The following is a 24,018-nucleotide window of genomic DNA, read 5'->3' as shown; positions in this document are numbered from 1 at the left end:
ACCAATGTGATAGCGGATTTTTCACGTCCAAGATAGTCTTAACTGTATATTTCTATTTGTATGTAAAAAAAGAATGCGTTTTTTCTTGTTTACTATTTATAATTTTATCTATCTTTGTCACCGAATTCAATCCATTGCCTAAGGGGTATGGAAAAATGAGGGGTAAAAATACATGATCATTAAGAAAAATGACGATCGAAATCTTCTGCCAACAGATGTGATTGGCAGCAGCGTAGCGCGCTCAAAACGTTGGTTGGTGGCAATCGTACGTATTTGTCACGAGAAAAAAACGGGTGAGCGGCTTACGAAAATGGGGATCGAAAATTTCCTTCCAATTCAACAAGAAGTCCATCAATGGAGCGACCGCCGTAAAATTGTCGACCGGGTACTGCTTCCGATGATGATTTTCGTTCACGTTGATCTGCAAGAACAAAAAGAAGTCCTGACTTTATCTTCTATCAGCCGTTACATGGTATTACGTGGGGAGAGTACTCCGGCTGTTATTCCTGATCAACAAATGTTGCGATTTAAGTTTATGCTCGACTACTCGGATGAGACGATTAGCATGAGTACATCGCCATTGGCTCCGGGAGAGAAAATACGGGTAATCAAGGGACCATTGGCAGGATTGGAAGGGGAATTAGTACATGTGAATGGGAAATCGAAAGTTGCTGTTCGATTGACAATGTTAGGGTGTGCATGTGTAGATATACCGGCTGGGTGTGTAGAGCCGGTATCTGAAAATGGGGATTTACGTGATTGAGTAATCAATCTATTTTATAGGGGTATGGGGATTTTACTGCAAAAATGTAATGAAAGTCTGTAAAATAGCAGGCAGTCTATCTGACATCGGTAACCAAACAGTGGATATATTTATCGATGACCTCTCTCAAAAATAAAAATCCATAAAGTATTATGAATTATATCTTTACAAAAGATATAGTGTAGAAATGTATGTCCGTATCGAAAGATGAAGGGATTCTCTGTTGGGCTACACCAACATGGAAATCGTAGTCATAGTCCTTGTGCTGATCATACTCAATCAGATAAATCAAATTTCGAAATATTATTTTATTCATTTATACTATAATGGAAAAAACATTGAAGGACATAGTGCAATATGTCCGCAAAAATTATTTCAGTTATTGGGTTATTTTAGGTATTGACACGGCAATTTCTGTATTATGTTCGTTGGTCGCTTATGCGGTAATTCATTATATGGCGCATGTTCCAATGACCGACTGGATGCTCTGTAAATTTGCTTGCGTTTCTTTGGTGGCAAGTGTTGCGGGCTCTTTATTATTCCATACTTATCGTAATACAATTCGTTTCTCACAGGCACGTGAACTTTGGCGTATCATGTGTGCCGTTTTATTTAAAATTGCCTGTTTGGTCATTATTTCTTTTGGAGTTATATATGAGACCCAATTGCCATATAATTATAAAATATCCTATCTTCTATTTGATGGTTTATTGACTTTAGTGATCTTGACGACCTTCCGTGTATCATTGATAATCGTCTATGATTTTTTATTGGATTGGGTGAATAAAAAGAACACACGTATTCTTATTTATGGTACTAATGAAGAGAGTGTAGCCTTGAAGTTACGTCTTAGGGATAGTGCACATTATAAAGTAGCCGGTTTTTATGTATATGGTAAAAATAACAGCCGACGCCGATTGGCAGATCTTCCCGTTTATTACTTTGAAAATGAATCGGATGTTGATTATATCATGCGGAAGCGCGGAATTAAGGGGATTCTGTTTGCCCGTTATGAAGATACCCGCCTGGAAGAAAAACGACTTTTGGAATATTGTAAAAACAATGAACTTAAAACATTGATAGCTCCTACTATCAGTGAAGCGGACTCTGACGGAAACTTTCATCAGTGGGTACGTCCTATTAAGATTGAGGATTTGTTGGGTCGTGCCGAAATTAATATCAACCTTCGTCAGGTTGCAGAAGAATTCAGGGGAAAAGTGGTGTTGGTGACTGGTGCGGCAGGCAGTATTGGCAGTGAACTTTGCCGTCAATTAGTGCAGATGGGAATTCAGAAACTTATCATGTTCGACTCTGCAGAAACACCTTTGCATAATGTCCGTCTTGAGTTTGAGAAAAAATATCCGAATATAGATTTTGTTCCGGTGATTGGTGATGTGCGTGTGAAGGAACGCGTTCGTATGGTATTCGAATTGTATCATCCTCAAATTGTTTTTCATGCTGCTGCTTATAAACATGTGCCTTTGATGGAAGAAAATCCTTGTGAAGCTGTACTTGTCAATGTGACCGGTTCTCGTCAGGTGGCTGATATGGCTGTGGAATATGGTGCTGAAAAGATGATTATGGTGTCTACGGATAAAGCTGTAAATCCTACTAATGTAATGGGCTGTTCCAAGCGTTTAGCTGAAATCTATGTTCAAAGTCTGGGATGTGCTATCCGTGAAGGAAAAGTGAAAGGTCATACCAAATTTATCACCACCCGCTTTGGTAATGTATTGGGTAGTAACGGTTCTGTCATTCCTCGTTTTAAAGAACAGATAGAGAATGGTGGGCCGGTGACTGTTACTCACCCTGATATTATTCGTTTCTTCATGACCATTCCCGAAGCTTGCCGTTTGGTAATGGAGGCCGCCACAATGGGTGAGGGCAATGAGATCTTTGTTTTTGAGATGGGAAAAGCTGTCAAGATCGTTGATTTAGCGACTCGTATGATTGAATTGGCTGGCTATCGTCCGGGTGAAGATATCAAAATAGAATTCACGGGATTACGTCCGGGTGAAAAATTGTATGAAGAGGTGTTGAGCGATAAAGAAAATACGATTCCGACAGAGAATAAGAAAATCATGATAGCTAAAGTTCGTCGGTATGAATATGCTGATATTCTTGATACTTATGCAGAGTTTGAGAAGTTGTCGCGTGCGGTAAAGATCATGGATACTGTGCGGTTGATGAAGAAAATAGTTCCGGAGTTCAAATCAAAAAATTCTCCGCGATTTGAAGTTTTAGATAAAGAATAATAAACTAGAAGATTTTATGAATAAACCATTTTACATGTATATGAATGTACAAGGCATGGGACGTAATGTGTTTACCTGCCTGATTACGATATTTCTACTTGCGTCTTGTCAGTCATACAAAAAGGTGCCTTACTTGCAGGATGTGGAAGTTGTGGAACAGACAGCTCAACAGGAAAATTTGTATGACGCCAAAATAATGCCTAAAGACTTGCTTACTATCGTGGTATCATGTACCAGTCCCGAGTTGGCTGTCCCATTCAATTTGACTGTTGCGAGTCCTGGCAGTGTGGCTACCGGGAATACACAGTTGACAGCTCAGCCTGTCCTACAACCCTATCTGGTGGATAATGAAGGAAAGATCAATTTTCCGGTATTAGGCGAATTAAAAGTGGGCGGTTTGACAAAGAAAGAGGCAGAACAATTAATTATAGAAAAGTTGAAACCTTATATCAAGGAGACTCCGATAGTAACCGTCCGCATGGTCAATTACAAAATTTCCGTATTGGGTGAGGTTGCACGTCCCGGTACCTTTACCATCAATAATGAGAAGGTGAATCTGTTGGAGGCCTTGGCCATGGCGGGTGATATGACTGTCTGGGGGCTTCGTGATAATGTAAAACTAATTCGTGAAGGCGCTGACGGCAAACAGCAGATTATAACATTGGATCTGAACAATGCGGAAACCATTCTTTCCCCTTATTATTGGTTGCAGCAGAATGATATTGTTTATGTGACTCCGAACAAGGCGAAAGCGCGTAACTCTGATATCGGTAACAGTACAAGCCTTTGGTTCTCAGCTACCTCTATCTTGGTGTCATTGGCAAGTTTATTAGTAACAATTTTCAAATAGTATTACTGTATGATTGAGGAAAAAAAGGAAAAGTGTATAGGACAGTCTGAAGAACAGTTTAATATTCAGGAAATCCTTTTCCGTTGTCTGGTTCACTGGCCTTGGTTCGTGTTTTCAGTAATTGTTTGTATCGCCTGTGCGTGGGGCTACCTGCGACTGACGACACCCGTTTATAATACTTCTGCCACTGTTTTGATTAAGGATGACAAGAAAGGTAGTGGGGCAAGTATGTCCTCTGAACTGGAAAGAATGGGACTGGATGGTTTTGTCTCTTCGTCAAATAATGTAGACAATGAAATAGAAGTTTTACGTTCTAAGTCATTAGCAAGAGAGGTGGTCAATCATTTAGGTTTGTTTGTGACTTATAAGGATGAAGATGAGTTTCCTAGTAGGGAACTTTACCGTACTTCGCCTGTAGTGGTGAGCCTGACTCCGCAGGAGGCGGATAAACTTCCACATCCGATGGAAGTGAGTATGACTTTGCAGCCTACGGGTGCGATGGATGTACAGATTACAATAGGGGAAAAGGAATATCGGAAACAATTTGAAAAATTACCTGCCGTATTTCCGACGGATGAGGGTACAATCGCCTTTTTTGCAAATAATGATACACTGTCATCTTTTCGCCCGGAAAACGTGACGAAAGAACGTCATATTACGGCTTTCATTAACAGGCCTTTCTCTGTAGCAAAAGGATATGCCAATTCCTTGTCGATAACCCCCACTTCGAAAATGACTTCTGTTGTGGTTATATCATTGAAAAATTCAAATACTCGGCGTGGTAAGGATTTCATAAATAAGTTGCTTGAGATGTATAATGTCAATGCCAATAATGACAAGAATGAGGTAGCCCAAAAAACTGCAGAATTTATTAATGAACGTATTGGAATTATTTCAAAGGAACTTGGAAGTACAGAACAAGACTTGGAGAACTTCAAGCGTAGCGTTGGAATTACAGATTTGAGCAGTGAGGCGCAAATAGCCTTAACCGGTAATGCAGAATATGAAAAGAAGCGTGTGGAAAACCAGACTCAAATCAATTTGGTGATGGATTTGCAACGCTATATGCAAGGTAATGAATATGAGGTTCTGCCAAGTAATATTGGATTACAGGATGCAGCATCAGCTGGTGCAATAGACAGATATAATGAAATGTTGGTTGAAAGAAAGCGCTTGCTCCGTACTTCAACCGAGAATAATCCCACAATCATAAATTTGGATACTAGTATCCGTGCGATGCGGAGCAATGTACAGGCTACGCTGGATGCTACTTTGAAAGGATTGCAGATAACCAAAGAAGATTTAGCCCGTGAGGCTAGTCGTTATTCTCGTCGTATTAGCGATGCGCCGACTCAAGAACGTCAGTTTGTGAGTATCGCTCGTCAGCAGGAAATCAAGGCTGGATTATATTTGATGTTATTACAAAAACGTGAGGAGAATGCTATCACTTTGGCAGCTACTGCAAATAATGCCAAGATTATTGATGAAGCGTTAGCAGATAATAATCCGGTTTTTCCTAAGAAAATGATGGTCTATCTTGCCGCCTTACTGCTGGGGATAGGTCTTCCGGTAGGTGTCATTTATTTGATTGGATTGACTAAATTCAAAATTGAGGGACGTGTTGATGTTGAAAAGTTAACCTCGCTTCCTGTTATTGGTGATATTCCGTTAGCAGATGAAAAGTCCGGTTCTATAGCTGTATTTGAGAATCAGAATAATCTGATGAGTGAGACTTTCCGAAATGTTCGTACTAACCTTCAGTTTATACTTGAAAATGGCAAGAATGTGATTCTGGTGACTTCTACCATTAGTGGTGAAGGTAAGTCTTTTGTATCATCTAATTTGGCTATTAGTCTTTCTTTGTTAGGGAAAAAGGTTGTGATAGTAGGTCTTGACATTCGCAAACCGGGATTGAATAAAGTTTTCAATCTTTCCAGAAAAGAACATGGTATTACTCAATTTTTGACTAATCCAACTGTTGATCTGATGGATTTGGTGCAGCCTTCTGATATCAACAAGAATCTGTTTATTCTTCCTGGTGGAGCAGTTCCTCCCAATCCAACGGAACTGTTGGCCCGTGACGGTTTGGAGAAAGCCATCGAAACATTGAAGGCTAGTTTTGACTATGTGATACTGGATACGGCCCCCGTGGGTATGGTAACTGATACCTTGCTGATAGGGCGTACTGCTGATTTGTCGGTATACGTATGCCGTGCCGATTATACCCGTAAGGCAGAGTTTACTTTGATCAATGAGCTTTCTGAAAACAACAAATTGCCTAACCTCTGTATCGCCATTAACGGCTTGGATCTTCAGAAAAAGAAGTACGGCTATTATTATGGCTACGGTAAATATGGCAAGTATTATGGCTATGGCAAGCGTTACGGTTATGGCTATGGATATGGAGAAAAACATGGAAACAAAGAATAACAGGTTTTATACTAGATGCTAAATCTGTAATATTGGAAAACTAAATCAAAAAATATGCGTGATTTCAAAGACATTAAGGTTGCAGTAGCTGGTACAGGCTATGTAGGATTGAGCATAGCGACATTGCTATCCCAATATCATCATGTAACAGCCGTGGACGTAGTCCCAGAAAAGGTGGCAAAACTGAATAATAAGATTTCCCCTATTCAGGATGATTATATCGAGAAGTATCTGGCTGAAAAGCCACTTGACCTTGTTGCCACTTTGGATGGGAGGTCAGCCTATGCTGATGTCGACTTTGTGGTAATAGCTGCTCCTACAAACTATGACCCTGTGAAGAATTACTTCGATACGAGCCGCGTGGAGGAGGTTATCGACCTTGTGCTTGAGGTGAATCCGGATGCCGTAATGGTCATCAAGTCAACGATTCCTGTGGGTTATACCCGTAACCTTTATGTAAAGTACGCCCAAAAAGGAGTAAAGAAGTTCAACCTGCTGTTCTCACCGGAGTTCCTTCGTGAAAGCAAGGCTCTTTATGACAACCTTTATCCGAGCCGTATCATCGTAGGTTATCCGAAGATCATCGATCGTCCGGAGTTTGCGGAAGAAAATGAGGCGATCTGTTCCGTTACGGATGTCACTATGTTGGAGGAAGCAGCTAAAATATTTGCCGCCCTTTTGCAGGAAGGGGCTATCAAAGAAAATATTGATACACTCTTCATGGGCATGAAAGAGGCTGAAGCAGTCAAGCTCTTCGCCAACACCTACCTGGCTCTCCGTGTCAGCTATTTCAATGAACTTGACACATACGCTGAAATGAAAGGATTGGACAGTAAAGCCATCATTGAGGGCGTAGGTCTTGACCCTCGTATCGGGACACATTATAACAATCCCTCATTTGGTTATGGCGGTTACTGCCTGCCGAAAGATACCAAGCAACTCCTTGCCAACTATCAGGATGTTCCCCAGAATATGATGTCCGCTATCGTGGAGTCAAACAAGACCCGTAAGGACTATATAGCCGACGCGGTACTCCGTATGGCGGGCTATTATACAGGGAACGGACAATGGGATGTATCCAAAGAGCATGCCTGTGTCATCGGTGTATACCGTCTGACCATGAAATCGAACTCTGACAATTTCCGCCAGTCTGCCATTCAAGGTATAATGAAACGTATCAAGGCAAAGGGTGCGGAAGTGATCATCTATGAACCCACGCTTGAGGATGGGACTACATTTTTTGGCAGCAGGGTCGTTAACGATCTTGCCGGATTCAAGGCGCAGAGCAAGGCTATCATAGCCAACCGTTTTGACAACAATTTGGAAGATGTGGCAGACAAGGTTTATACACGTGATATTTTTAGAAGGGACTGACCATGTTGCCATATAATGTAGAGCTGGATGGAAAGACAGTGCTCGTAACAGGTGCTGCCGGTTTTATAGGGAGTAATCTTGTCAGGCGTCTTTTCCATGATTTCCGAAATATTAAGGTAATCGGTATTGATTCCATCACCGATTATTACGATGTCAATATCAAGTATGAACGTCTCAAGGAAATAGAGTCGTTAAACCGTGACTGGATTTTTGTTCGTGCCTCAATTGCTGACAAGGATGTGGTAGAGAGAATTTTCTCTGAAACCCAAATTTCCGTTGTCGTAAATCTTGCAGCCCAGGCTGGGGTTCGTTATAGTATCACCAATCCTGATGCTTATATCCAAAGTAATCTTATAGGTTTCTATAATATCCTTGAAGCCTGCCGTCATCATGAGGTGGAGCATTTAGTTTATGCATCTTCCTCATCAGTCTATGGAAGTAACAAGAAAGTTCCGTACTCAACTGATGACAAGGTTGACAACCCGGTCAGTCTTTATGCGGCGACCAAGAAGAGTAACGAGTTGATGGCTCACGCATACTCAAAACTCTACAACATTCCTTCAACAGGCCTTCGTTTTTTTACTGTTTATGGTCCTGCAGGTCGTCCGGACATGGCGTATTTCGGGTTCACCAACAAACTTCGTGAAGGTAAAACTATTCAGATCTTTAACTACGGTAACTGTAAGCGTGATTTTACCTACATTGATGACATTGTTGAGGGGGTAGTACGCATTATGCAACACGCACCAGAGAAGCAGAATGGTGAGGATGAGCTTCCTATCCCTCCTTATAAGGTTTATAATATCGGTAACAACTCTCCTGAGAACCTTCTCGACTTCGTCACCATCCTTCAGGAGGAGCTCATCGCCGCCAAGGTGCTCCCTGCCGATTATGATTTCGAAGCACACAAGAAACTTGTTTCAATGCAACCAGGCGATGTTCCTGTAACATACGCTGATACTACTCCGTTGGAGGAAGACTTCGGTTTCAAGCCATCTACAAGTTTGCGTGATGGTTTAGGGACTTTCGCTCAATGGTACGCCAAATACTATGGTACTAACGAAAAATGAAATTACAACGATTGAGGGACTTCAAGGATTTACAGATTGCAGTAGCTGGCACTGGCTACGTAGGGTTGAGTATTGCAACATTGCTTTCACTGCATCACAAGGTCACAGCTGTTGATGTTATCACTGAAAAGGTAGAGAAGATAAACAATCGTATTTCTCCTATTCAGGACGATTATATTGAGAAGTTTTTTACAGAAAAAGAACTTAATCCCACTGCTACCTTCGATGGCACATCTGCTTATAAAGACGTAGATTTTGTGGTCATTGCAGCTCCAACCAATTACGATCCTGTTAGGAATTTTTTTGATACACACCATATTGAAGACGTTATAGACCTAGTACTTAGCGTTAATCCTAATGCAGTCATGGTTATCAAGTCAACCATCCCTGTAGGTTACACTCGCTCATTATATGTCAAGTACGCTCTCAAGTTTTTGATAGATCCTTCCCTCAAGGATAAGAAGTTCAATCTTCTTTTCTCTCCAGAGTTTCTTCGTGAAAGCAAGGCTCTCGAAGATAGCCTTTGGCCATCAAGAATCATTGTAGGCTATCCTAAAGTATTTCTTTCTAATCAAGAAAAGATATGGGATGAAGAGAAAAGAGAATGCAGCTATAGCAGTTATTGGCAATCTAAATGCAGAAGATTATGCAAAGACCTCTGCTGCTCTCCTTCAGGAAGGAGCTATCAAGGATAATATCGATACTCTCTTCATAAGCATGAAGGAAGCCGAGGCGGTTAAGTTAATTTACCAATACCTATCTCGCCCTTCGTGTCAGCTATTTCAACGAGCTTGACACATACGCAGAGATTAAGGGACTAGACATGCAGGCTATCATCTCTTGGAGTAGGTCTCGACCTGCGTATTGGCATCTATTATAACAATTCGTCATTTGGATATGGCGGCTACTGTTTTCCAAAAGATACAAAGCATTCTTGCTAATTACGAGAGCGTTCCACAATGTATGATGTCAGTAATTGTAGAGAGTAATCGCACTCGTAAAAATTATATTGCAGATGCCGTCCTTCACAAGGCTGGTTACTATAGTGAGAACGGTCAGTGGGATAGCAGCAAAGAGCACAAGGGTATCATTGGAGTATATTGTTTGACCATGAAGAGCAGTAGCGATAACTTCCGCTAGTCTGCAATCCTGAGAATCGTGAAGCGAATCAAAGCCAGAGGTGCAGAGGTGATCATCTACGAGCCTACGCTCGAAAATGGCAAAACATTCTTTGGCTCGCAAGTAGTCAACAATCTCGATGAATTCAAGAAGCAATCTCATGCTATTGTTGCCAATCGTTTCGATGATTGTTTAAGTGATGTTGAAGAGAAAGTATATACAAGAGACGTATTCCGTAGAGACTAGAGTATTAGGGGACGTGGATTCATTATTCAATGATTCCCAATAAAACAAATAAAAACTATTCATTTTCCCTAATTGATTATATTATACAAGGTGAAGGAGGTTCTTCAAAACGAGAACACTCTTTTCCACCCCTTACAGTCCTTATGTGGTTGCAAAGCTTTATGGCTTCTGGATTGTGAAGGAGTATCGTGAGACTTATGACATGTTTTGCTGTTTAGGCATCTTTTTCAATTACGAGAGCGAGCGTCGAGGCGAGACCTTCGTAACCCGCAAGATTACCCTTGCAGTCGTACGCATTGTTCAGGGTAAGCAGAATTGCCTTTACTTTGGTAATCTCGACTCTCTCCGTAACTGGGGGGATGTCAAGGATTACGTAGAGTGCATGTGGCTCATCCTCCAGTACGATATGGCAAAGGTTGCTACCGACAATGTGGCTGTTGATGTTCGAAAGGTGAATTTTGCTGAATATCTGGAGAAGGTAATTGTAAAGTAGCAATTCCCCATAAGCTGGCAAATGGCATAAAGCTGCGGATCGAATTCTCTGCCTACTAAAAACATAGAATTACTGTATTTATATGGATTCTTCAATAGCCATTATCTCATACGACATAGAAAAAGAGGTACAATAACTTCTTATTGCTTTACTTGAAGATGACGAAACTCTTCATGTTAATCCAAGTATTTGTTTTTCAAGCCCCCCCTTCAGGGAGAAGCAGTCGCAGATGTAACGAGAAGCATTGTTGAGAAGTAGAAAATGATGTTCGACCTCAGATTAAATGTGATTTGGTATAACAATTTTTAGTCCTTCCTTAATTTTAAGGTCGTCGGTAATCATGAAGCGTGCAGAATTACGGATTCAACGTTCCGTACTTATATTTATCTCAAATTATCAGTTAACAAGTTAATATTCAGTAAATGTCAGATACAGTAACAAATAACAAGCGTATAGCGAAAAATACTTTAATGCTTTACATCAGGATGCTTTTCCTGATGGTGGTAAACTTATATACTTCAAGAGTCATTCTTCAGGCTCTTGGTGTAGAGGATTATGGTGTCTATAATGCCGTAGCTGGCTTTATCGCCATGTTCTCAATGATCTCATCTTCCATTGTTGGGGCTATCAGTCGTTTCATCACATTTGTACTTGGTCAAGGTGACAAGGACAAATTAAAGAAAGTATTTAGCACAGCTATTATCATACAGATATCACTTGCTATTATTGTCGTACTGCTTGTAGAGGCTGTAGGCGTATGGTTCCTAAATACACACATGACCATACCCGCAGGAAGAGAGGTGGCTGCAAATTGGGTGCTCCAGTTTGGTTTGATTACTTTTGTTCTCAATCTGTGGAGTACACCTTATAATGCAGCTCTCATTGCTCACGAGCGAATGGGTGCATTCGCATATATTGGTATATTTGAGGGGTGTGCTAATCTTGCTATTGCTTTTATGGTAATGTACTCTCCATTCGATGAACTCATCGTGTATGGAGCGTTCATGTGCCTTGTGGCATTCATCACTCGAACGATTTACAACTTCTATTGCAAGAAACATTTCGAAGAGTGTTCATTCAAATGGACATTTGACAAGGAACTTTTCAAGGAAATGTTCGGCTTTGCAGGGTGGAATTTCATTGGTAGCATATCTGGACTTCTCCGCGACCAAGGTATTAATATCTTATTTAACGTCTTCAATGGTCCTGTTATCAATGCAGCAAGAGGTCTTGCAACACAGGTTCAAGCAGTTGTTATAAAGTTCTCTCATAATTTTTATGTAGCTGTGCAACCTCAAATTACTAAGTCGTATGCAAGCAACAATGTCAACGAGTCGCATGATTTAGTATTGAGAAGCAGTCGCCTTGCATTTCTTCTCTTGACTGCTATGATTGTACCTCTGATTACTGAAACGGAATTTGTTTTACAGTTGTGGCTTAAGGAAGTTCCAGCACATACGGCTACTTTTGTTCAGATTATCCTTATATGCTCGCTCATAGATTCATTTTCATCACCTCTTGTATACCTCATGCTGGCTACTGGAAAAATCAAGCGATACCAGATAGTTGTAGGGTTGTTTAATTTGCTCAACTTCCCTGTTGCATGGTTTATTCTTTATTGTGGTGGAAGTCCAGAATTAGCACAATTCTCGATTATTTTCTTTGCAATTGGAGCTTTATTTTTGAGAGTTTCAATGCTTCGTTTAATGACTCAATTTCCTGTGCGTGAATTTTTTTTGAGTACTGTTATGAGATGTCTGGTTATCATGTTAATCTGTATAAGCATATCGTATATAATAGCAAGTTTCTGTGAAATAGGATTACTTAGTTTCCTTTTTAACTTAGGTGTTACAGAATTATCTTTATGTTCATTAGTGTACTTTGTTGGAGTCAACGTAGGAGAAAGAGAATTCATAAAAAGGAAAATCACAGTGATTTTGCGTCGCAGATAATCTATAAAGAAAATGGTTAGTATTATTGATAAGTCAAATTGTTGTGGGTGTACTGCTTGTGTTAACATCTGTCCACGCAACGCAATAAAGATGAAGCCAGATGTACTTGGTTTTATATATCCTTCTGTAGATGAGGACTTGTGTGTTAACTGTGGTTTATGTGATAGAGTTTGTCAATTCAATAAAGAATACAAAGATTATTCTGATGGGTTCGATCAAATCGCCTATGCATTTCGCTTTAGTGATGAGTCCGAGCTTATGAAGAGTCAAAGTGGTGGAGCTTTTTATGCGATTGCTAGTCACATTATACAAGGAGAAGGTATTGTCTATGGAGCAGGTTTTAGCGATGACCTCAATGTACAACACAAAAGAGTAACTAGTTTAGAGCAGCTTGATGAAATTAGATTCTCGAAGTATGTACAAAGCGATTTAGGTTCGGTATATTCAATGATTTTAACCGATCTAAAGGCTGGTAATGTCGTTCTGTTTTCAGGAACAGCATGTCAAGTGGCAGGCTTAAAGTCTTATTTGCCGACTCGATATCAGAAAAATCTTATTACTATAGACATTATTTGTCACGGAGTGCCATCACCTGCAGTATGGAGAGATTATTTGAAGTACGTGCAAGGCAAACATAAAAGCCAAATAATCCAAACCTGTTTTAGAGACAAGAATTGTGGCTGGAATACTAATCTGCAACGATTCATTTTTTCAAATGGAGTTGTTAAATATGGCCAAACGTCTAATTATCTCTATTTTAGAGGTTATACAATCCGAGAGTCTTGTAATGTCTGCCCATTTACAAATCTAAGAAGAGTGTCAGACATAACAATCGGTGATTTTTGGGGATGGCACAATATTTCGGAAAAATTCAACGATGATAAAGGCATCTCATTGTTGTTGGTTAATACCTGCATAGGTGCTAATATAATTGATGGTATTTCCAAATCACATTTCCTACAAAAATGTAAAACTGCTGATTGTATTCAGCCGCAACTTGTTCATCCAACGATTAAGAATCCTAAACATGATCAGTTTGTTCATGATTATACTAGGTATGGTTTCTTGTATGTTGCTAAGAAATATGGAGATCTTGGATTCAATTATCGTATAACTCAATTAAAAAAATTAGTTAAATCAATCATACGTCATGAATCAAAGTAGTACTTCAGAGAAGTTGATTTGTCTGTTAACTACAGCTTTGTATGCCTGCTTCAGTATATTTAACACCTCTGCCTGGAGTTCGTTATCATTGCTAATTGTAACAGCAATTATCCTTGTCCTTCAAATACATCGTAAAGGGCTAAATGATATCTGCTTTACAAGTTTCCACTCTTCCGTATTTTTGTTTGGCGTTTTTTGTTTACTCTCTTCCTTGTGGGCTCTAAATTCCCAAGAGGCTATTGAAAAAGGAACCACAATAATGGAAATACTTGTATGTATATCAATATTCTTTTGGGTTTATACAACGTTAGAAGACGGTTTCAACAAATTACTGAAATCAATTATGTGGGGTGGCTTCATAATTTCAGTGTATGCGATATTGTTCTATGGAGTGGGGCATATTATGTTTGTCATTATGGGAGGTTATAGATTAGAGTCTGCATTTGATAACGTTAATGCAATAGGTCTTTTGTGTGCTTTCTCAGTTATCTTGAGTGTTTATTATTTCATCTATGAAAAAAGATATTGGCTCTTATTAATGGATATACCTATTATAATGGTTTTGGCTGCCTGTGGTAGCAGAAAAGCAATGGTCATTTTAGTCTTGGGTAGTTTGGCTGTATATATGCTTAAAGCAGATGCTTCGTCTATAAGGTCTCTCATTTTTAGATTCATAACAACAATAGTATTGTTGGTTGTATTAGTCTTAGTTATATCGCAAATGTCAATCTTTGCAGGTCTTAATGAAAGAATGGAGGGCTTGATAGCACTTATTATCGGAACAGGTGAAGTCGACCATTCTGCTATGATCAGGCAAGAAATGGCAAACCTTGGGTATGCTATATTCTTGGAGAACCCTATTGTTGGAATAGGAATGGGAAATGCTCATATCATTGATGCACAGGTTTTAGGGGAAGATTGTTATCTTCATAATAATTTTGCAGAAGTTTTGGCCAACGGAGGTGCAATAGGTTTTTGGCTGTATTACCGAATGTTCTTCAACTCTTTCTGGTTAACAAAAAATTATGGAGGCTTGCAGGAAGATGGCGGAAAAATACTAGTCATTATGCTTGTTAGTATAGTGTTGGCAGACTATGGACTTGTTTCTTACTACTCCAAAATCTACTATTTTTTCCTAATGGCATTTTATGTTTATATTTTCCAACTTAAAAAATCTTATTACGCAGTAGAATGAAAAAGGTCTTAATCATAGCTCAAGGAGGATTAAATAGAGGTGGTATTCAAACTGTCATAATGAATTATCTCAGGTGTCTGCACAATACGTATTCTTTTGATATAGTTGTCTTTTCTAAAGACAAAAGAGATTATGATGAAGAGTTTTTGTCGTATGGCGGGCAGATTTTTCGAATGTATTATGGTGGAGGAAGTTCGAGATTAGGCAAGCAAAGAGAAAAATTTTTACGCTTTACAAAAGGGTATTTCTACTTAAAGAAAATTTTGAAGGATAGGGGGCCATATGATGTCGTTCATTGCCATAATGGCATTGAAAGTACGTTCGCTCTGAAGGCGGCAAAAAAGATGAATGTGCCAGTTCGAATATCGCAAGCGCATGTAATATTCGATGATCATAATAACAATTACTTTTTTAGGGTAAAGAATGATTTCTTAAAGAAGATAATTAATAAGAATGCAACACATCAAATAGGTTGTTCGAAATTGGCATGTGATAGTTCATTTTTTGGCAGTTATTTTATCATAAAGAATCCATTTGACTCTATTGTATTCAGCCAGACTGATTATGATGAGAATTCTTTCTCTTGCCCAGTTTTAATACAGGTTGGAAACATTAGTAATTTAAAGAATCAATTGTACAGTGCAAAAATACTGTATCACATCGTTAAACGCTACAAGAATGCACGTCTCATTTTTGTGGGAAAGGCTTACGGAGGATATGACTTGCTGTTAAATGACTATATCGAATCGAATTCTCTCAAAGGAAATGTAGAATTCCATTCAGCGACCTCCAATATCCCATTGCTAATGTCACAGGCATGTTATCTTGTGCAACCTTCAAGGACTGAGTCTTTTGCAATTGTTCTGGTTGAAGCTCAATCCATGGGTTTGAGGTGTTTTGCTTCAGATGTAATTCCTCAGGAAGCAAACGCAGGGGGGGTAAGATACTTATCCATCGAAGATGATCCCTGCATATGGGCTAATTCTATAATGCATGACTTTGAGCAGTCTGGTGGTTGCCGTGAACACTACGATTGTTCGGACTATAAAGCAGAAACTATCAGTTTTGAAATAGATAAAATATATAACTCAAAATGAAAGTTGAATTTTTCAATAATGGATCTGGCAAAAGTTGTATTATCCCAAATATGATCTACAACAGATGCGACTTATGGGCTACTAAAAGCTGTTTGATTAAAGTGTCAGAAGGCAACATGTCATATAATATAATGGCAGCCTTTATCAATAAAGAATGCTATCTTGGAATATGGCTTATGGATATTCCCAAGAATATCCTAATTGAAGTCGAGAAAGCGATTTTTCAATCATATTCATTTGTTTCAACAATACGCTATGAGTATGCGCTAATTGGCACAGGATTGGCCTTCCCTAAGAATCATTTCAGAATAACACTTCCTGATAATGAGGAAGACTTAAGAGCACGTCTTTCAAAGAAAGGTCGATATAATATTAAGCGAGAAAAAGATATTCTGACAAAAACATTTGGGTCATACCAGATTAAAGAATACACTACCGAAGATTGCCCCTCGGACATTATTAGCTTCTATTTTAAGTTAAAAGAAGTAACGCATAACATCGACTATCATTTGTCTACAGAAGAATATCTCAATAAGTATCATGTCAGTAATGTGTATGCTTTGTATCTTGGGGACGTGATAGGTGCCATATTATTGTCATGCGAACAATGTCCAATCGTTTATATTGAAAATTTGACCTACGATACTCAGTTTTCAAAATTTTCTTGTGGTCAGATTCTCTATGACATCTATTTGACGAGACTGATACAAAAAGGATATCGCGAACTTTATCTTGCAGGCGGTGATTTGGCGTACAAAAAGCGTTACGGCAGTACAGAAGAAGTGATATACAACGGTGTAGTATTTCGAAGTAAGATTGCAGAAGGCATATATGCTATCCGTGATTTTGTTCACAGAAAAATTAAACCACTCTTCAAAAAATAAAGATATGGCGGCAAAAATTCGTTGTGGCATTATTACAATACATAATATACCAAATTATGGGGCGACATTTCAGGCGTTAGGATTGTTTCGATACTTAGTAATTCAAGGGTATGAGGTTGAGTTTATCGATTATTCGATGAACAAACCTATGGCATCGAATACCTGCGAACATTCTACCCTTAAGAAACTCCTGTCTTTGCCCAAGAAATTATTAAACTACCAGTATTATCTGAATTCAAAGACTAAGGCAACTGCATTTGCGAAGTTTTGGAATAAACACTATAAGCTCTCTAAACATCACTATTCTGGAGATAATGAATTCTTTGATGCAACCTTGAATTATACTGTCGCAATCTCAGGTAGTGATCAATTGTTTAATCTTTCTTTGACAAATCAGTCAGAAGGCTATTTTCTTCCAAATGTCAAAAACTACAAAATTTCGTATTCTACTAGTTTTGGGATGAGTGGTTTATCTGGCGATAATGAGGAAAAATTGATAAGGTTATTAAGGAGCTATGACAGATTGTCTATACGAGAAGACACTGTTGCCGAATACCTAAAGTCAAAATATGGAATAGAAACTTTTGTTTCTGTGGATCCTGTGTTTCTATTATCAAAAGAAGATTGGAAAAGTTATGAAAACTCACTCAAGTTGCCAGAACGTTACATTTTCTGCTACATTATGAGTGATAATCCAAATATTAGGCAGGTAATCCAGTGGATAAGGTCAAAGGAAAGTGATATCCCTACAATAATAGTAAAGACTTGCAAGCAGAAGCTCTCAATAACTGGCCGTGAAGAAAGCGGCAGCGGACCAGCAGAATTTTTGTCTTTACTTTCTAATGCGTCTTATGTGGTTACAAATTCATTCCATGGTTGTGCCTTAGGAATAATTTATAATAAGAAAGTTTTCTCTTTGGAAGAGGAGCGGTTCATAGGAGATCAAAGATATAAAGCGATGTTAGGAAAGGCGTCTGTTTATAACAAGATTGTGCCTTACGATACTGATTGGTCTGTTTTTAATTTTGAAGACCATATTATTGATGGAAGTATTGTTTACAAGAATCTCACTTCATGGATTGAGGAGTCAAAGTCTTACCTAAATGAAAGTATCTCATTATGTCGAAGATAAATTACTACTGGCAGAGAACTGCTCGAAATATGTCATGGATGATTGCGTATCGTGATCGTTCGTCGGATATTCTTTTTGATAAGGGTACAAAGTTCGAATTGTTGAAGTTACAGTCTGGCTTATGGGGGGCTGATCCTTTCGTTTTTTCATTTGAAAACAAGACGGTATTATTCTTTGAATTATTTATTGAGGAGATAAATAAGGGGGTAATAGGCGTCTCGGAATATGACGGAAGTGGTTTCTCACAACCTAAAATAGTAATAGAGGAACCTTATCACCTTTCTTTTCCATGTGTTTTCGAGATGAACGATATTTTATATATGATACCAGAATCAGGAAGCCAACATAATATTGTTTTATACGAGTGTGAGTCATATCCTTATAAATGGGTTCGCAAGAAAGTGTTGTTAGAGCACTTCGATTCAAGTGACACGATTGTATTTCACAAGGAGGGTAAAACATACCTTTTAGCATCACAGTTGGTCAACTCTACCTGCATTGCTAAGAATGTTCTGTTTGAGCTTGACCCTAATAGTCTGGAATTATCAAAGATAAAAGAAGGTGGTACATGTTCTGACGACGGCATTAGAAACGCAGGTCTGCTGTTTAGCCATAATGGCAAATTGATAAGACCGGGACAAAATTGCCCAGATGGAGAATATGGAAAATCTACAATCTTTTGGGAGGTATTTAACCCGTTGGAGATTCAAGAAGAGCAGTTATGTGAATTGACTGTGGATATGTTAAACATTGACCTCAAAAACAAGTTTAGTGGAGTGCATACTTATAATCAATGCGATGCGCTAGAGGTCATTGATTTAAGAATAGTACAAAAAAATCTGTTGTATAAAAGACTCTTTTTGTTTGTAAATTTTGTAATTAGTTTCTTAAAATCAAAACTTCGATGAATCCATTCAATTTTTTTAAACTTATATACTGGAGATACTTTGCATCACCGATTAACTATGCAAAGCATCTTGGTGTTAAAGTAGGCGATTATACAACCATTTCTATTAGGGATTGGAGTTCAGAGCCCTACTTGGTAACAATTGGAAATCATGTCCAGATTACACGTTGTGTATCCATACATACTCATGGCGGAGGTAATGCTATTAGGAAGGTAATACCTGATTTTGATGTGTTTGGCAAAGTGACAATTGAGGATTGGTGCTATATAGGGGCTTATTCCCAAATTATGCCAGGGGTTACTATCGGAGAAGGCTCACTAGTGGCTGCCGGCAGTATTGTTACTAAGTCGGTGCCTCCACATTCTGTGGTAGGAGGTAATCCAGCAAAGATTCTGTGTACTATTGATGATTATATTGCCAGGAACGAAAAGTTTAACGTTCACTCTAAGGGAATGTCCTCTGCTGAAAAGAAGAAGTACTTACTCTCTTTAGATGATAGCCGTTTCGTAAAAAAGTAATTATGAAGATATATTTTCTTCTCCCAGACCTTTCTGCCGGTGGAGCAGAACGTGTCTCTATTACCATAGCGCGCCTTTTATGCAAAGAGGGGTATAATGTTGAGTTCGTGAACTTCGGGTTTCGCGTGGGTGAGATGCTTGATTGGATAGAGTCAGAATTTAAGATGACATGCTTGGAATGCGGACGAGTACTGAATGCAATCCCTAAGTTGATAGCATTCATGAAAGCTCATCCAGATAGCATCTATTTCTCAAGTCGGGAACATGTCAGCATAGTAGGTATACTTGCAGCAAAGATGACAAAGCGTCCTATAGTAGTACGTATTCCGAATATGCCTAAGAACAAGCTTTCTAAGGGCATTGCCGGACTCAAGATGATAGTTATTAAGTTCATCAATCAGTGGTTGCTTAAGTCGGCAAAGATCATCGTTGCTCAGAATGTAGAGATGCGTAATCAGCTCCTTGAGTACTATCGTTTACCAGATGACAAAGTCGTTGCCATCAACAATCCAGTTGATGTGGATTACGTTCGTGCGTCTGCAGAGGGCTCAAAGAATCCATTCCGCCCAGGTGAAGTCAATTTCTTGAATGTATGTAATATTGCCTATTCGAAAGGTATTGATGTATTGGAGTCTGCTTGGCCTAAGGTGAAAGCTGCCATCCCTAATGCCCATATGAATATCGTTGGACGCAATACATCCGATTATGCACAAGAACTCATAGCAAAAGCCCAAAGTCTATCAGAATTTACTTTCTGGGGATTCCAAAGCAATCCGTATTCATTCTTGAAGCATTGTGATGTGTTTGTGCTTCCTTCGCGAATGGAAGGTTTCCCTAATGTAATATTGGAGGCTCAGTGCTTCAATCGACCTGTTGCAAGTACTACTTGTGTGGCAGTTATCAAAGATATTATTCAGCAAGGTTCTAATGGCTATTACTGTAACATTGAAGATCCTGACGCTTTGGCTGACTGCATGATTAAGGCTGCAGAATTAAAGAATATTGAGAATAAGTACAGCATGTTTGACAAAGAGCTTTTGTTGAGCTGTTTCAAATAATTCGATTATGATCAGACAAGCAACTATACAAGACTTACCAGCGATAGCAAAGGTACATAGCATTTGTTTTCCAGATAGTTACTCATCGCAATTAGCTGTGTATCAGAATGTTATTGGGGGGGGGTAATTTGCTAATTTCCTTTTACTTAGAGTATTTGAACGATAATCCAGAATTGTTTTGGGTGGCAGATGATGAGGAGAAAGGAATCGTAGGCTTCTGCATGGGTTACTATATGGATAAGGACGACCAGATGCAGAACTTTATGAAGCACAACAGAATCAGTGTGCTTTGGAAAAACGCCCTCTTGATGCTGACAGGCAACAAGCAGACATGGAACAAAATATTGGCACGCCTGAAGCATAAGCCATCACAGAGCGACTGGACAGTAGTTAACGATAAATATGAACACATATTAAATAACCAGCGTGGTGATCTTCTCTCCGTATGTGTAGTACCTGAAGGTCGTGGACAAGGGTATGCACAAGGTATGATGGAGGCGTACCTTGCTGCCATGAAGACTCATGGGTGTAAGCTATGTCTCCTATCTGTGAAAACAGATAACCTAAGGGCACGACGCTATTACGAGCGTAATGGTTTCGAACTCTATAGGACGAGAGGTGAGGAAGGGCTCACATACATGAAACTATTATAATGGCTCTATCAATGTATCAAATAAAACGTTGGTATCTTATGCTTACAGGCAAGAGCGTGTGGCATGTGAATCAAGATATAGGTAAGTGTTTTGCAAAGGGTGAGGTCCGTGGGTACTACAATAACATGACAGAGAAGGTGATGAAGATACCAGAACTGTTGGATGGTGACGAGTTACCCAAGCTCAATCTGGAGGGTGGCAAGTTTACGTATTTCCCTGTGGCTATCTTTCAGTATGGTTTTGGCTGTTACGACTTGTATCTTCAGACAAAGGATAAACGTTACGACTGCAAGTTCATGCAGTGTGTGGAGTGGACATTAGTGCAACAGGATGACGAAGGGCGATGGAACAACTTCTCACACTATTGTCCAGACACTCCATACGGAGCTATGGCGCAAGGTGAAGGAGCTTCTTTGTTAGTGCGTGCATACATTCACACTCATGACCAACAGTATCTGGATGCTGCCAAGAAGGCGATTGACTTCATGCTCTTGCCGTTGGAGGATGGTGGTACTACCAAATATGAGGGTGATGACGCTTTCCTCATGGAATACACTTTCAAGGGGGTGGTGATGAACGGATTTATCTTTGCTTGGTGGGGGCTGTATGACTATGTGCTTGCAACAGGTGATAAGGGTAAGTATAAGGAGGCATTGGAAAGAACGCAGAATACACTGATCAATATCTTACCTCAGTTTGAGAACTCGTATTGGAGCATGTATAGCTTCGATGGTTTGATTGCCAGTCCATTTTATCACAACCTACATGTGGCGCAGATGCAGGCAATGTATCAGCTCACCGGTGAGTCCATCTTTGATGAGTACGCCAAGAGATGGGCACGCGAGCAGAAGAATCCTTTCTGCAAAGGGCTGGCATTTGTTAAGAAATCAATTCAGAAGATATTGGAATAATAATGAAGGTTCTTTTAGTTTCAAATCAGAGGCAGAATGCTTGGGGAGTTGGTAATCCTATCATGTACCGAATGCGGGATGCTCTGGAACAAGACGAGCGCATAGAGATGGTGGAGTTCCTACCTTTCAGTAATAGCCTATTTTCCCTTCGGGAAATTCGTTTATCTGCAAAAGAATATGATGTGGTGCACATCCACTTTGGTGGTGTATATGCCTTAATAATATGGCTTGCTTTGATAGGAGTGGGTGCTAAGAAATTGATCACCTTTCATGGAACCGACATTCATGCCAGGGCATTGAAGACTGCAAAAGGATGGAAAGAACGCCTGAAGATTTGGCTTAATCAGAAGGCGTCATTTCTAAGCATCCGATTGTTTGATAGATGTGGTTTTGTGGCTGCCGAGATGATGGATTATGTGCCAAAATGTTTGGCCTCGCACATGCAGAAGAAGAGTTTCGTTCAGTCGTTGGGCGTGAACTATAGCGCGTTCTTTCCTGTTGCTAAAGACGAAGCAATCGAGTATCTCGGTCTTGATAAAGGAAAGAAATATGTGCTCTTTTCTGATGTTAGCAATACCAGCATTAAGAGGCGTGATATTGCAGAAGCCATTGTTACGTACTTGGGTGGCAACTACTCATTGCTCATCATGTGTGGAGTGAAGCCTCAAGAGGTGCCTCATTACATTAATGCGTGTGAGTTTCTGTTGTTGACAAGCGATGAAGAGGGGTCGCCAAATATCATTCGTGAGGCATTGGCTCTTAGCAAGTCGGTATTCAGCGTGCAGGTAGGTGATGCTGCAAAGCAGTTGGATGGTCTTCAGAATAGTGCTATCATAAGTCGTAATCCACAGGAGGCAGCTGATACAATAGCTGATGTAATGGCGAAAATTTATACGGACAATACAAGAGAGAACTTGCAAGATAGACTTGATTTCGTAAGAGTAAACAGAAAGGTTGTAGATAAGTATATTGCGTTATGAGTAAACAGAGATTAATCTGGATAGACTCACTCAAAAGATGGCTGATGTTGCTGTTGTTCTTGGACATGTAATTCAGTATTGCTTAAAGACGGGGAGTGTGGATCAAATTATATATGGAACTTGATTTATTCCACATGTCAGTATTTATGGACCTTAGTGGCTTTGTCAATTTCCGCTCTTCAAAAATCTCCTCCCCATATCAGAAATTATAAATATCTGTGAAAGAAGAACTCACTAGCTATTGGTTCCCTTCCTTTTGTGGCTAGTAATCATATGGTTATTGGGTGGTTCTCTATCTCTAAGAGGATTATTCCATACAATGTTCTCGTCAGGAGGTTTCTTGGGGCTCTTGTGAGCGTTTTGGGCAGTTGGTATAATTTTAATGTTGTGTGGGCTAATCGATTGATTAGAATCAAGTAAGAGATTGTCGCGGGACTGACGACCGTTGCAATGGTCTTGATGATGGTGCTTGCAGATGTTCGAGTTTTGAGGGCCAGTTTATCTCATATTACTTCGTCTTCTATCTATTTGGTTATTATTGTAAACAAGTATGGCGGTTTACTTGTCAAGACCAAAACTGTGATGTTGCTGTTGTTTGTTTTGCTATGGCAAGCTTCTGGAATATGCATGAATTGCCTTTTTTTAATGTTCCTTATATTCCGGCTTTCATACTTACAATACTCATATCGTTTTGCTACAGCATTTGTGGAAATCTATCTGGAGTACTTGTCCTTTGCTTTTGAATGGAACAGGTACTCTCTAATGGGACGGCTTATATTGGTCAAATATCCTTAGGATTGTATGCTATTTATCTTACTATGATAATCCTTTTGTCACATTGGCTTGTAGCTACATTTACATCGCTACCAATAGGCACTCTTGTGTTGATTAGTTTTGTGTTAACAAGTTGTATGTCAATTGCGTTGGTTGAATTACTATCTCGAAATGGAATTACAGCAAAATTAT

General features: G+C 39.4%; 18 protein-coding genes and 2 pseudogenes. All 20 read left to right on the top strand.

Features of this window, described 5'->3' with window-relative positions; genetic code table 11:
• Positions 1–172: 172 nt before the first annotated feature.
• The 20 genes and pseudogenes from DWZ47_RS10820 to DWZ47_RS10720 all read left to right on the top strand — a co-directional run bounded on the left by DWZ47_RS10820 (position 173) and on the right by DWZ47_RS10720 (position 23,052).
• Positions 173–763 carry a UpxY family transcription antiterminator gene (locus DWZ47_RS10820; protein WP_004299971.1) on the top strand — a complete coding sequence of 197 codons (591 nt, stop codon included), beginning with the start codon at positions 173–175 and terminating at the stop codon, positions 761–763.
• A gap of 326 nt (positions 764–1,089) precedes the next feature.
• Positions 1,090–3,018, top strand: a complete 1,929-nt coding sequence (locus tag DWZ47_RS10815; protein ID WP_117513130.1) for a polysaccharide biosynthesis protein — start codon at positions 1,090–1,092, stop codon at positions 3,016–3,018.
• Positions 3,019–3,034: 16 nt separating this feature from the next.
• The gene (locus DWZ47_RS10810; RefSeq protein ID WP_117513127.1) at positions 3,035–3,868 is read left to right on the top strand and encodes a polysaccharide biosynthesis/export family protein; all 834 of its coding nucleotides are present in this window, start codon (positions 3,035–3,037) and stop codon (positions 3,866–3,868) included.
• Positions 3,869–3,877: 9 nt separating this feature from the next.
• A complete protein-coding gene (locus tag DWZ47_RS10805; protein WP_117513125.1) occupies positions 3,878–6,298 on the top strand; it encodes a GumC family protein in 2,421 nt (806 codons plus the stop codon).
• Positions 6,299–6,352: 54 nt separating this feature from the next.
• Positions 6,353–7,672 carry a nucleotide sugar dehydrogenase gene (locus DWZ47_RS10800; protein WP_117513123.1) on the top strand — a complete coding sequence of 440 codons (1,320 nt, stop codon included), beginning with the start codon at positions 6,353–6,355 and terminating at the stop codon, positions 7,670–7,672.
• A 2-nt stretch (positions 7,673–7,674) separates the two neighbouring features.
• Positions 7,675–8,742, top strand: a complete 1,068-nt coding sequence (locus tag DWZ47_RS10795; protein ID WP_117513121.1) for an NAD-dependent epimerase/dehydratase family protein — start codon at positions 7,675–7,677, stop codon at positions 8,740–8,742.
• A pseudogene (locus DWZ47_RS30640) lies at positions 8,739–10,107 on the top strand (UDP binding domain-containing protein). Before DWZ47_RS10795 ends, DWZ47_RS30640 begins: the two are co-directional and overlap by 4 nt.
• Before the next feature lie 87 nt (positions 10,108–10,194).
• A pseudogene (locus DWZ47_RS10780) lies at positions 10,195–10,513 on the top strand (GDP-mannose 4,6-dehydratase); the annotation flags it as partial.
• A 509-nt stretch (positions 10,514–11,022) separates the two neighbouring features.
• Positions 11,023–12,552, top strand: coding sequence for a lipopolysaccharide biosynthesis protein (locus DWZ47_RS10775; protein WP_117513118.1), 1,530 nt, complete (start codon positions 11,023–11,025; stop codon positions 12,550–12,552).
• A gap of 12 nt (positions 12,553–12,564) precedes the next feature.
• Positions 12,565–13,716: a Coenzyme F420 hydrogenase/dehydrogenase, beta subunit C-terminal domain gene (locus DWZ47_RS10770; RefSeq protein ID WP_117513116.1), complete on the top strand. Its 1,152-nt coding sequence runs from the start codon at positions 12,565–12,567 to the stop codon at positions 13,714–13,716.
• The gene (locus DWZ47_RS10765) at positions 13,703–14,911 is read left to right on the top strand and encodes an O-antigen ligase family protein (protein ID WP_117513114.1); all 1,209 of its coding nucleotides are present in this window, start codon (positions 13,703–13,705) and stop codon (positions 14,909–14,911) included. Before DWZ47_RS10770 ends, DWZ47_RS10765 begins: the two co-directional genes overlap by 14 nt.
• Positions 14,908–16,008, top strand: a complete 1,101-nt coding sequence (locus DWZ47_RS10760; protein WP_117513112.1) for a glycosyltransferase — start codon at positions 14,908–14,910, stop codon at positions 16,006–16,008. Before DWZ47_RS10765 ends, DWZ47_RS10760 begins: the two co-directional genes overlap by 4 nt.
• Positions 16,005–16,892: a GNAT family N-acetyltransferase gene (locus tag DWZ47_RS10755; RefSeq protein WP_117513110.1), complete on the top strand. Its 888-nt coding sequence runs from the start codon at positions 16,005–16,007 to the stop codon at positions 16,890–16,892. The genes DWZ47_RS10760 and DWZ47_RS10755 overlap by 4 nt, the downstream gene beginning before the upstream one ends.
• 4 nt (positions 16,893–16,896) lie before the next feature.
• Complete coding sequence (locus tag DWZ47_RS10750) at positions 16,897–18,024, top strand: polysaccharide pyruvyl transferase family protein (RefSeq protein WP_158570383.1); 1,128 nt, start codon at positions 16,897–16,899, stop codon at positions 18,022–18,024.
• The gene (locus DWZ47_RS10745) at positions 18,012–18,932 is read left to right on the top strand and encodes a hypothetical protein (RefSeq protein ID WP_117513106.1); all 921 of its coding nucleotides are present in this window, start codon (positions 18,012–18,014) and stop codon (positions 18,930–18,932) included. The genes DWZ47_RS10750 and DWZ47_RS10745 overlap by 13 nt, the downstream gene beginning before the upstream one ends.
• Complete coding sequence (locus DWZ47_RS10740; RefSeq protein WP_117513103.1) at positions 18,929–19,450, top strand: acyltransferase; 522 nt, start codon at positions 18,929–18,931, stop codon at positions 19,448–19,450. Before DWZ47_RS10745 ends, DWZ47_RS10740 begins: the two co-directional genes overlap by 4 nt.
• Before the next feature lie 2 nt (positions 19,451–19,452).
• Complete coding sequence (locus tag DWZ47_RS10735; RefSeq protein WP_117513101.1) at positions 19,453–20,508, top strand: glycosyltransferase; 1,056 nt, start codon at positions 19,453–19,455, stop codon at positions 20,506–20,508.
• A gap of 155 nt (positions 20,509–20,663) precedes the next feature.
• A complete protein-coding gene (locus DWZ47_RS10730; protein WP_158570382.1) occupies positions 20,664–21,161 on the top strand; it encodes a GNAT family N-acetyltransferase in 498 nt (165 codons plus the stop codon).
• 11 nt (positions 21,162–21,172) lie between these two features.
• Positions 21,173–22,072: a D-glucuronyl C5-epimerase family protein gene (locus tag DWZ47_RS10725; RefSeq protein WP_158570381.1), complete on the top strand. Its 900-nt coding sequence runs from the start codon at positions 21,173–21,175 to the stop codon at positions 22,070–22,072.
• Positions 22,073–22,074: 2 nt separating this feature from the next.
• Positions 22,075–23,052 carry a glycosyltransferase gene (locus DWZ47_RS10720; RefSeq protein ID WP_117513095.1) on the top strand — a complete coding sequence of 326 codons (978 nt, stop codon included), beginning with the start codon at positions 22,075–22,077 and terminating at the stop codon, positions 23,050–23,052.
• The last annotated feature ends 966 nt before the right edge of the window (positions 23,053–24,018 follow it).

This window comes from Bacteroides sp. AF32-8BH (assembly GCF_003435205.1).
GTDB lineage: Bacteria > Bacteroidota > Bacteroidia > Bacteroidales > Bacteroidaceae > Bacteroides > Bacteroides ovatus.
The sequence above is the reverse complement of the archived record's forward strand: the minus strand, read 5'-3'. Positions and strand labels throughout refer to the sequence as shown.

What these genes read in the sequence shown, in the direction of transcription:
- DWZ47_RS10820 (WP_004299971.1), top strand. Translation starts at nt 173, where the DNA reads ATGATCATTAAGAAAAATGACGATCGAAATCTTCTGCCAACAGATGTG.
- DWZ47_RS10815 (WP_117513130.1), top strand. Translation starts at nt 1,090, where the DNA reads ATGGAAAAAACATTGAAGGACATAGTGCAATATGTCCGCAAAAATTAT.
- DWZ47_RS10810 (WP_117513127.1), top strand. Translation starts at nt 3,035, where the DNA reads ATGAATAAACCATTTTACATGTATATGAATGTACAAGGCATGGGACGT.
- DWZ47_RS10805 (WP_117513125.1), top strand. Translation starts at nt 3,878, where the DNA reads ATGATTGAGGAAAAAAAGGAAAAGTGTATAGGACAGTCTGAAGAACAG.
- DWZ47_RS10800 (WP_117513123.1), top strand. Translation starts at nt 6,353, where the DNA reads ATGCGTGATTTCAAAGACATTAAGGTTGCAGTAGCTGGTACAGGCTAT.
- DWZ47_RS10795 (WP_117513121.1), top strand. Translation starts at nt 7,675, where the DNA reads ATGTTGCCATATAATGTAGAGCTGGATGGAAAGACAGTGCTCGTAACA.
- DWZ47_RS10775 (WP_117513118.1), top strand. Translation starts at nt 11,023, where the DNA reads ATGTCAGATACAGTAACAAATAACAAGCGTATAGCGAAAAATACTTTA.
- DWZ47_RS10770 (WP_117513116.1), top strand. Translation starts at nt 12,565, where the DNA reads ATGGTTAGTATTATTGATAAGTCAAATTGTTGTGGGTGTACTGCTTGT.
- DWZ47_RS10765 (WP_117513114.1), top strand. Translation starts at nt 13,703, where the DNA reads ATGAATCAAAGTAGTACTTCAGAGAAGTTGATTTGTCTGTTAACTACA.
- DWZ47_RS10760 (WP_117513112.1), top strand. Translation starts at nt 14,908, where the DNA reads ATGAAAAAGGTCTTAATCATAGCTCAAGGAGGATTAAATAGAGGTGGT.
- DWZ47_RS10755 (WP_117513110.1), top strand. Translation starts at nt 16,005, where the DNA reads ATGAAAGTTGAATTTTTCAATAATGGATCTGGCAAAAGTTGTATTATC.
- DWZ47_RS10750 (WP_158570383.1), top strand. Translation starts at nt 16,897, where the DNA reads ATGGCGGCAAAAATTCGTTGTGGCATTATTACAATACATAATATACCA.
- DWZ47_RS10745 (WP_117513106.1), top strand. Translation starts at nt 18,012, where the DNA reads ATGTCGAAGATAAATTACTACTGGCAGAGAACTGCTCGAAATATGTCA.
- DWZ47_RS10740 (WP_117513103.1), top strand. Translation starts at nt 18,929, where the DNA reads ATGAATCCATTCAATTTTTTTAAACTTATATACTGGAGATACTTTGCA.
- DWZ47_RS10735 (WP_117513101.1), top strand. Translation starts at nt 19,453, where the DNA reads ATGAAGATATATTTTCTTCTCCCAGACCTTTCTGCCGGTGGAGCAGAA.
- DWZ47_RS10725 (WP_158570381.1), top strand. Translation starts at nt 21,173, where the DNA reads ATGTATCAAATAAAACGTTGGTATCTTATGCTTACAGGCAAGAGCGTG.
- DWZ47_RS10720 (WP_117513095.1), top strand. Translation starts at nt 22,075, where the DNA reads ATGAAGGTTCTTTTAGTTTCAAATCAGAGGCAGAATGCTTGGGGAGTT.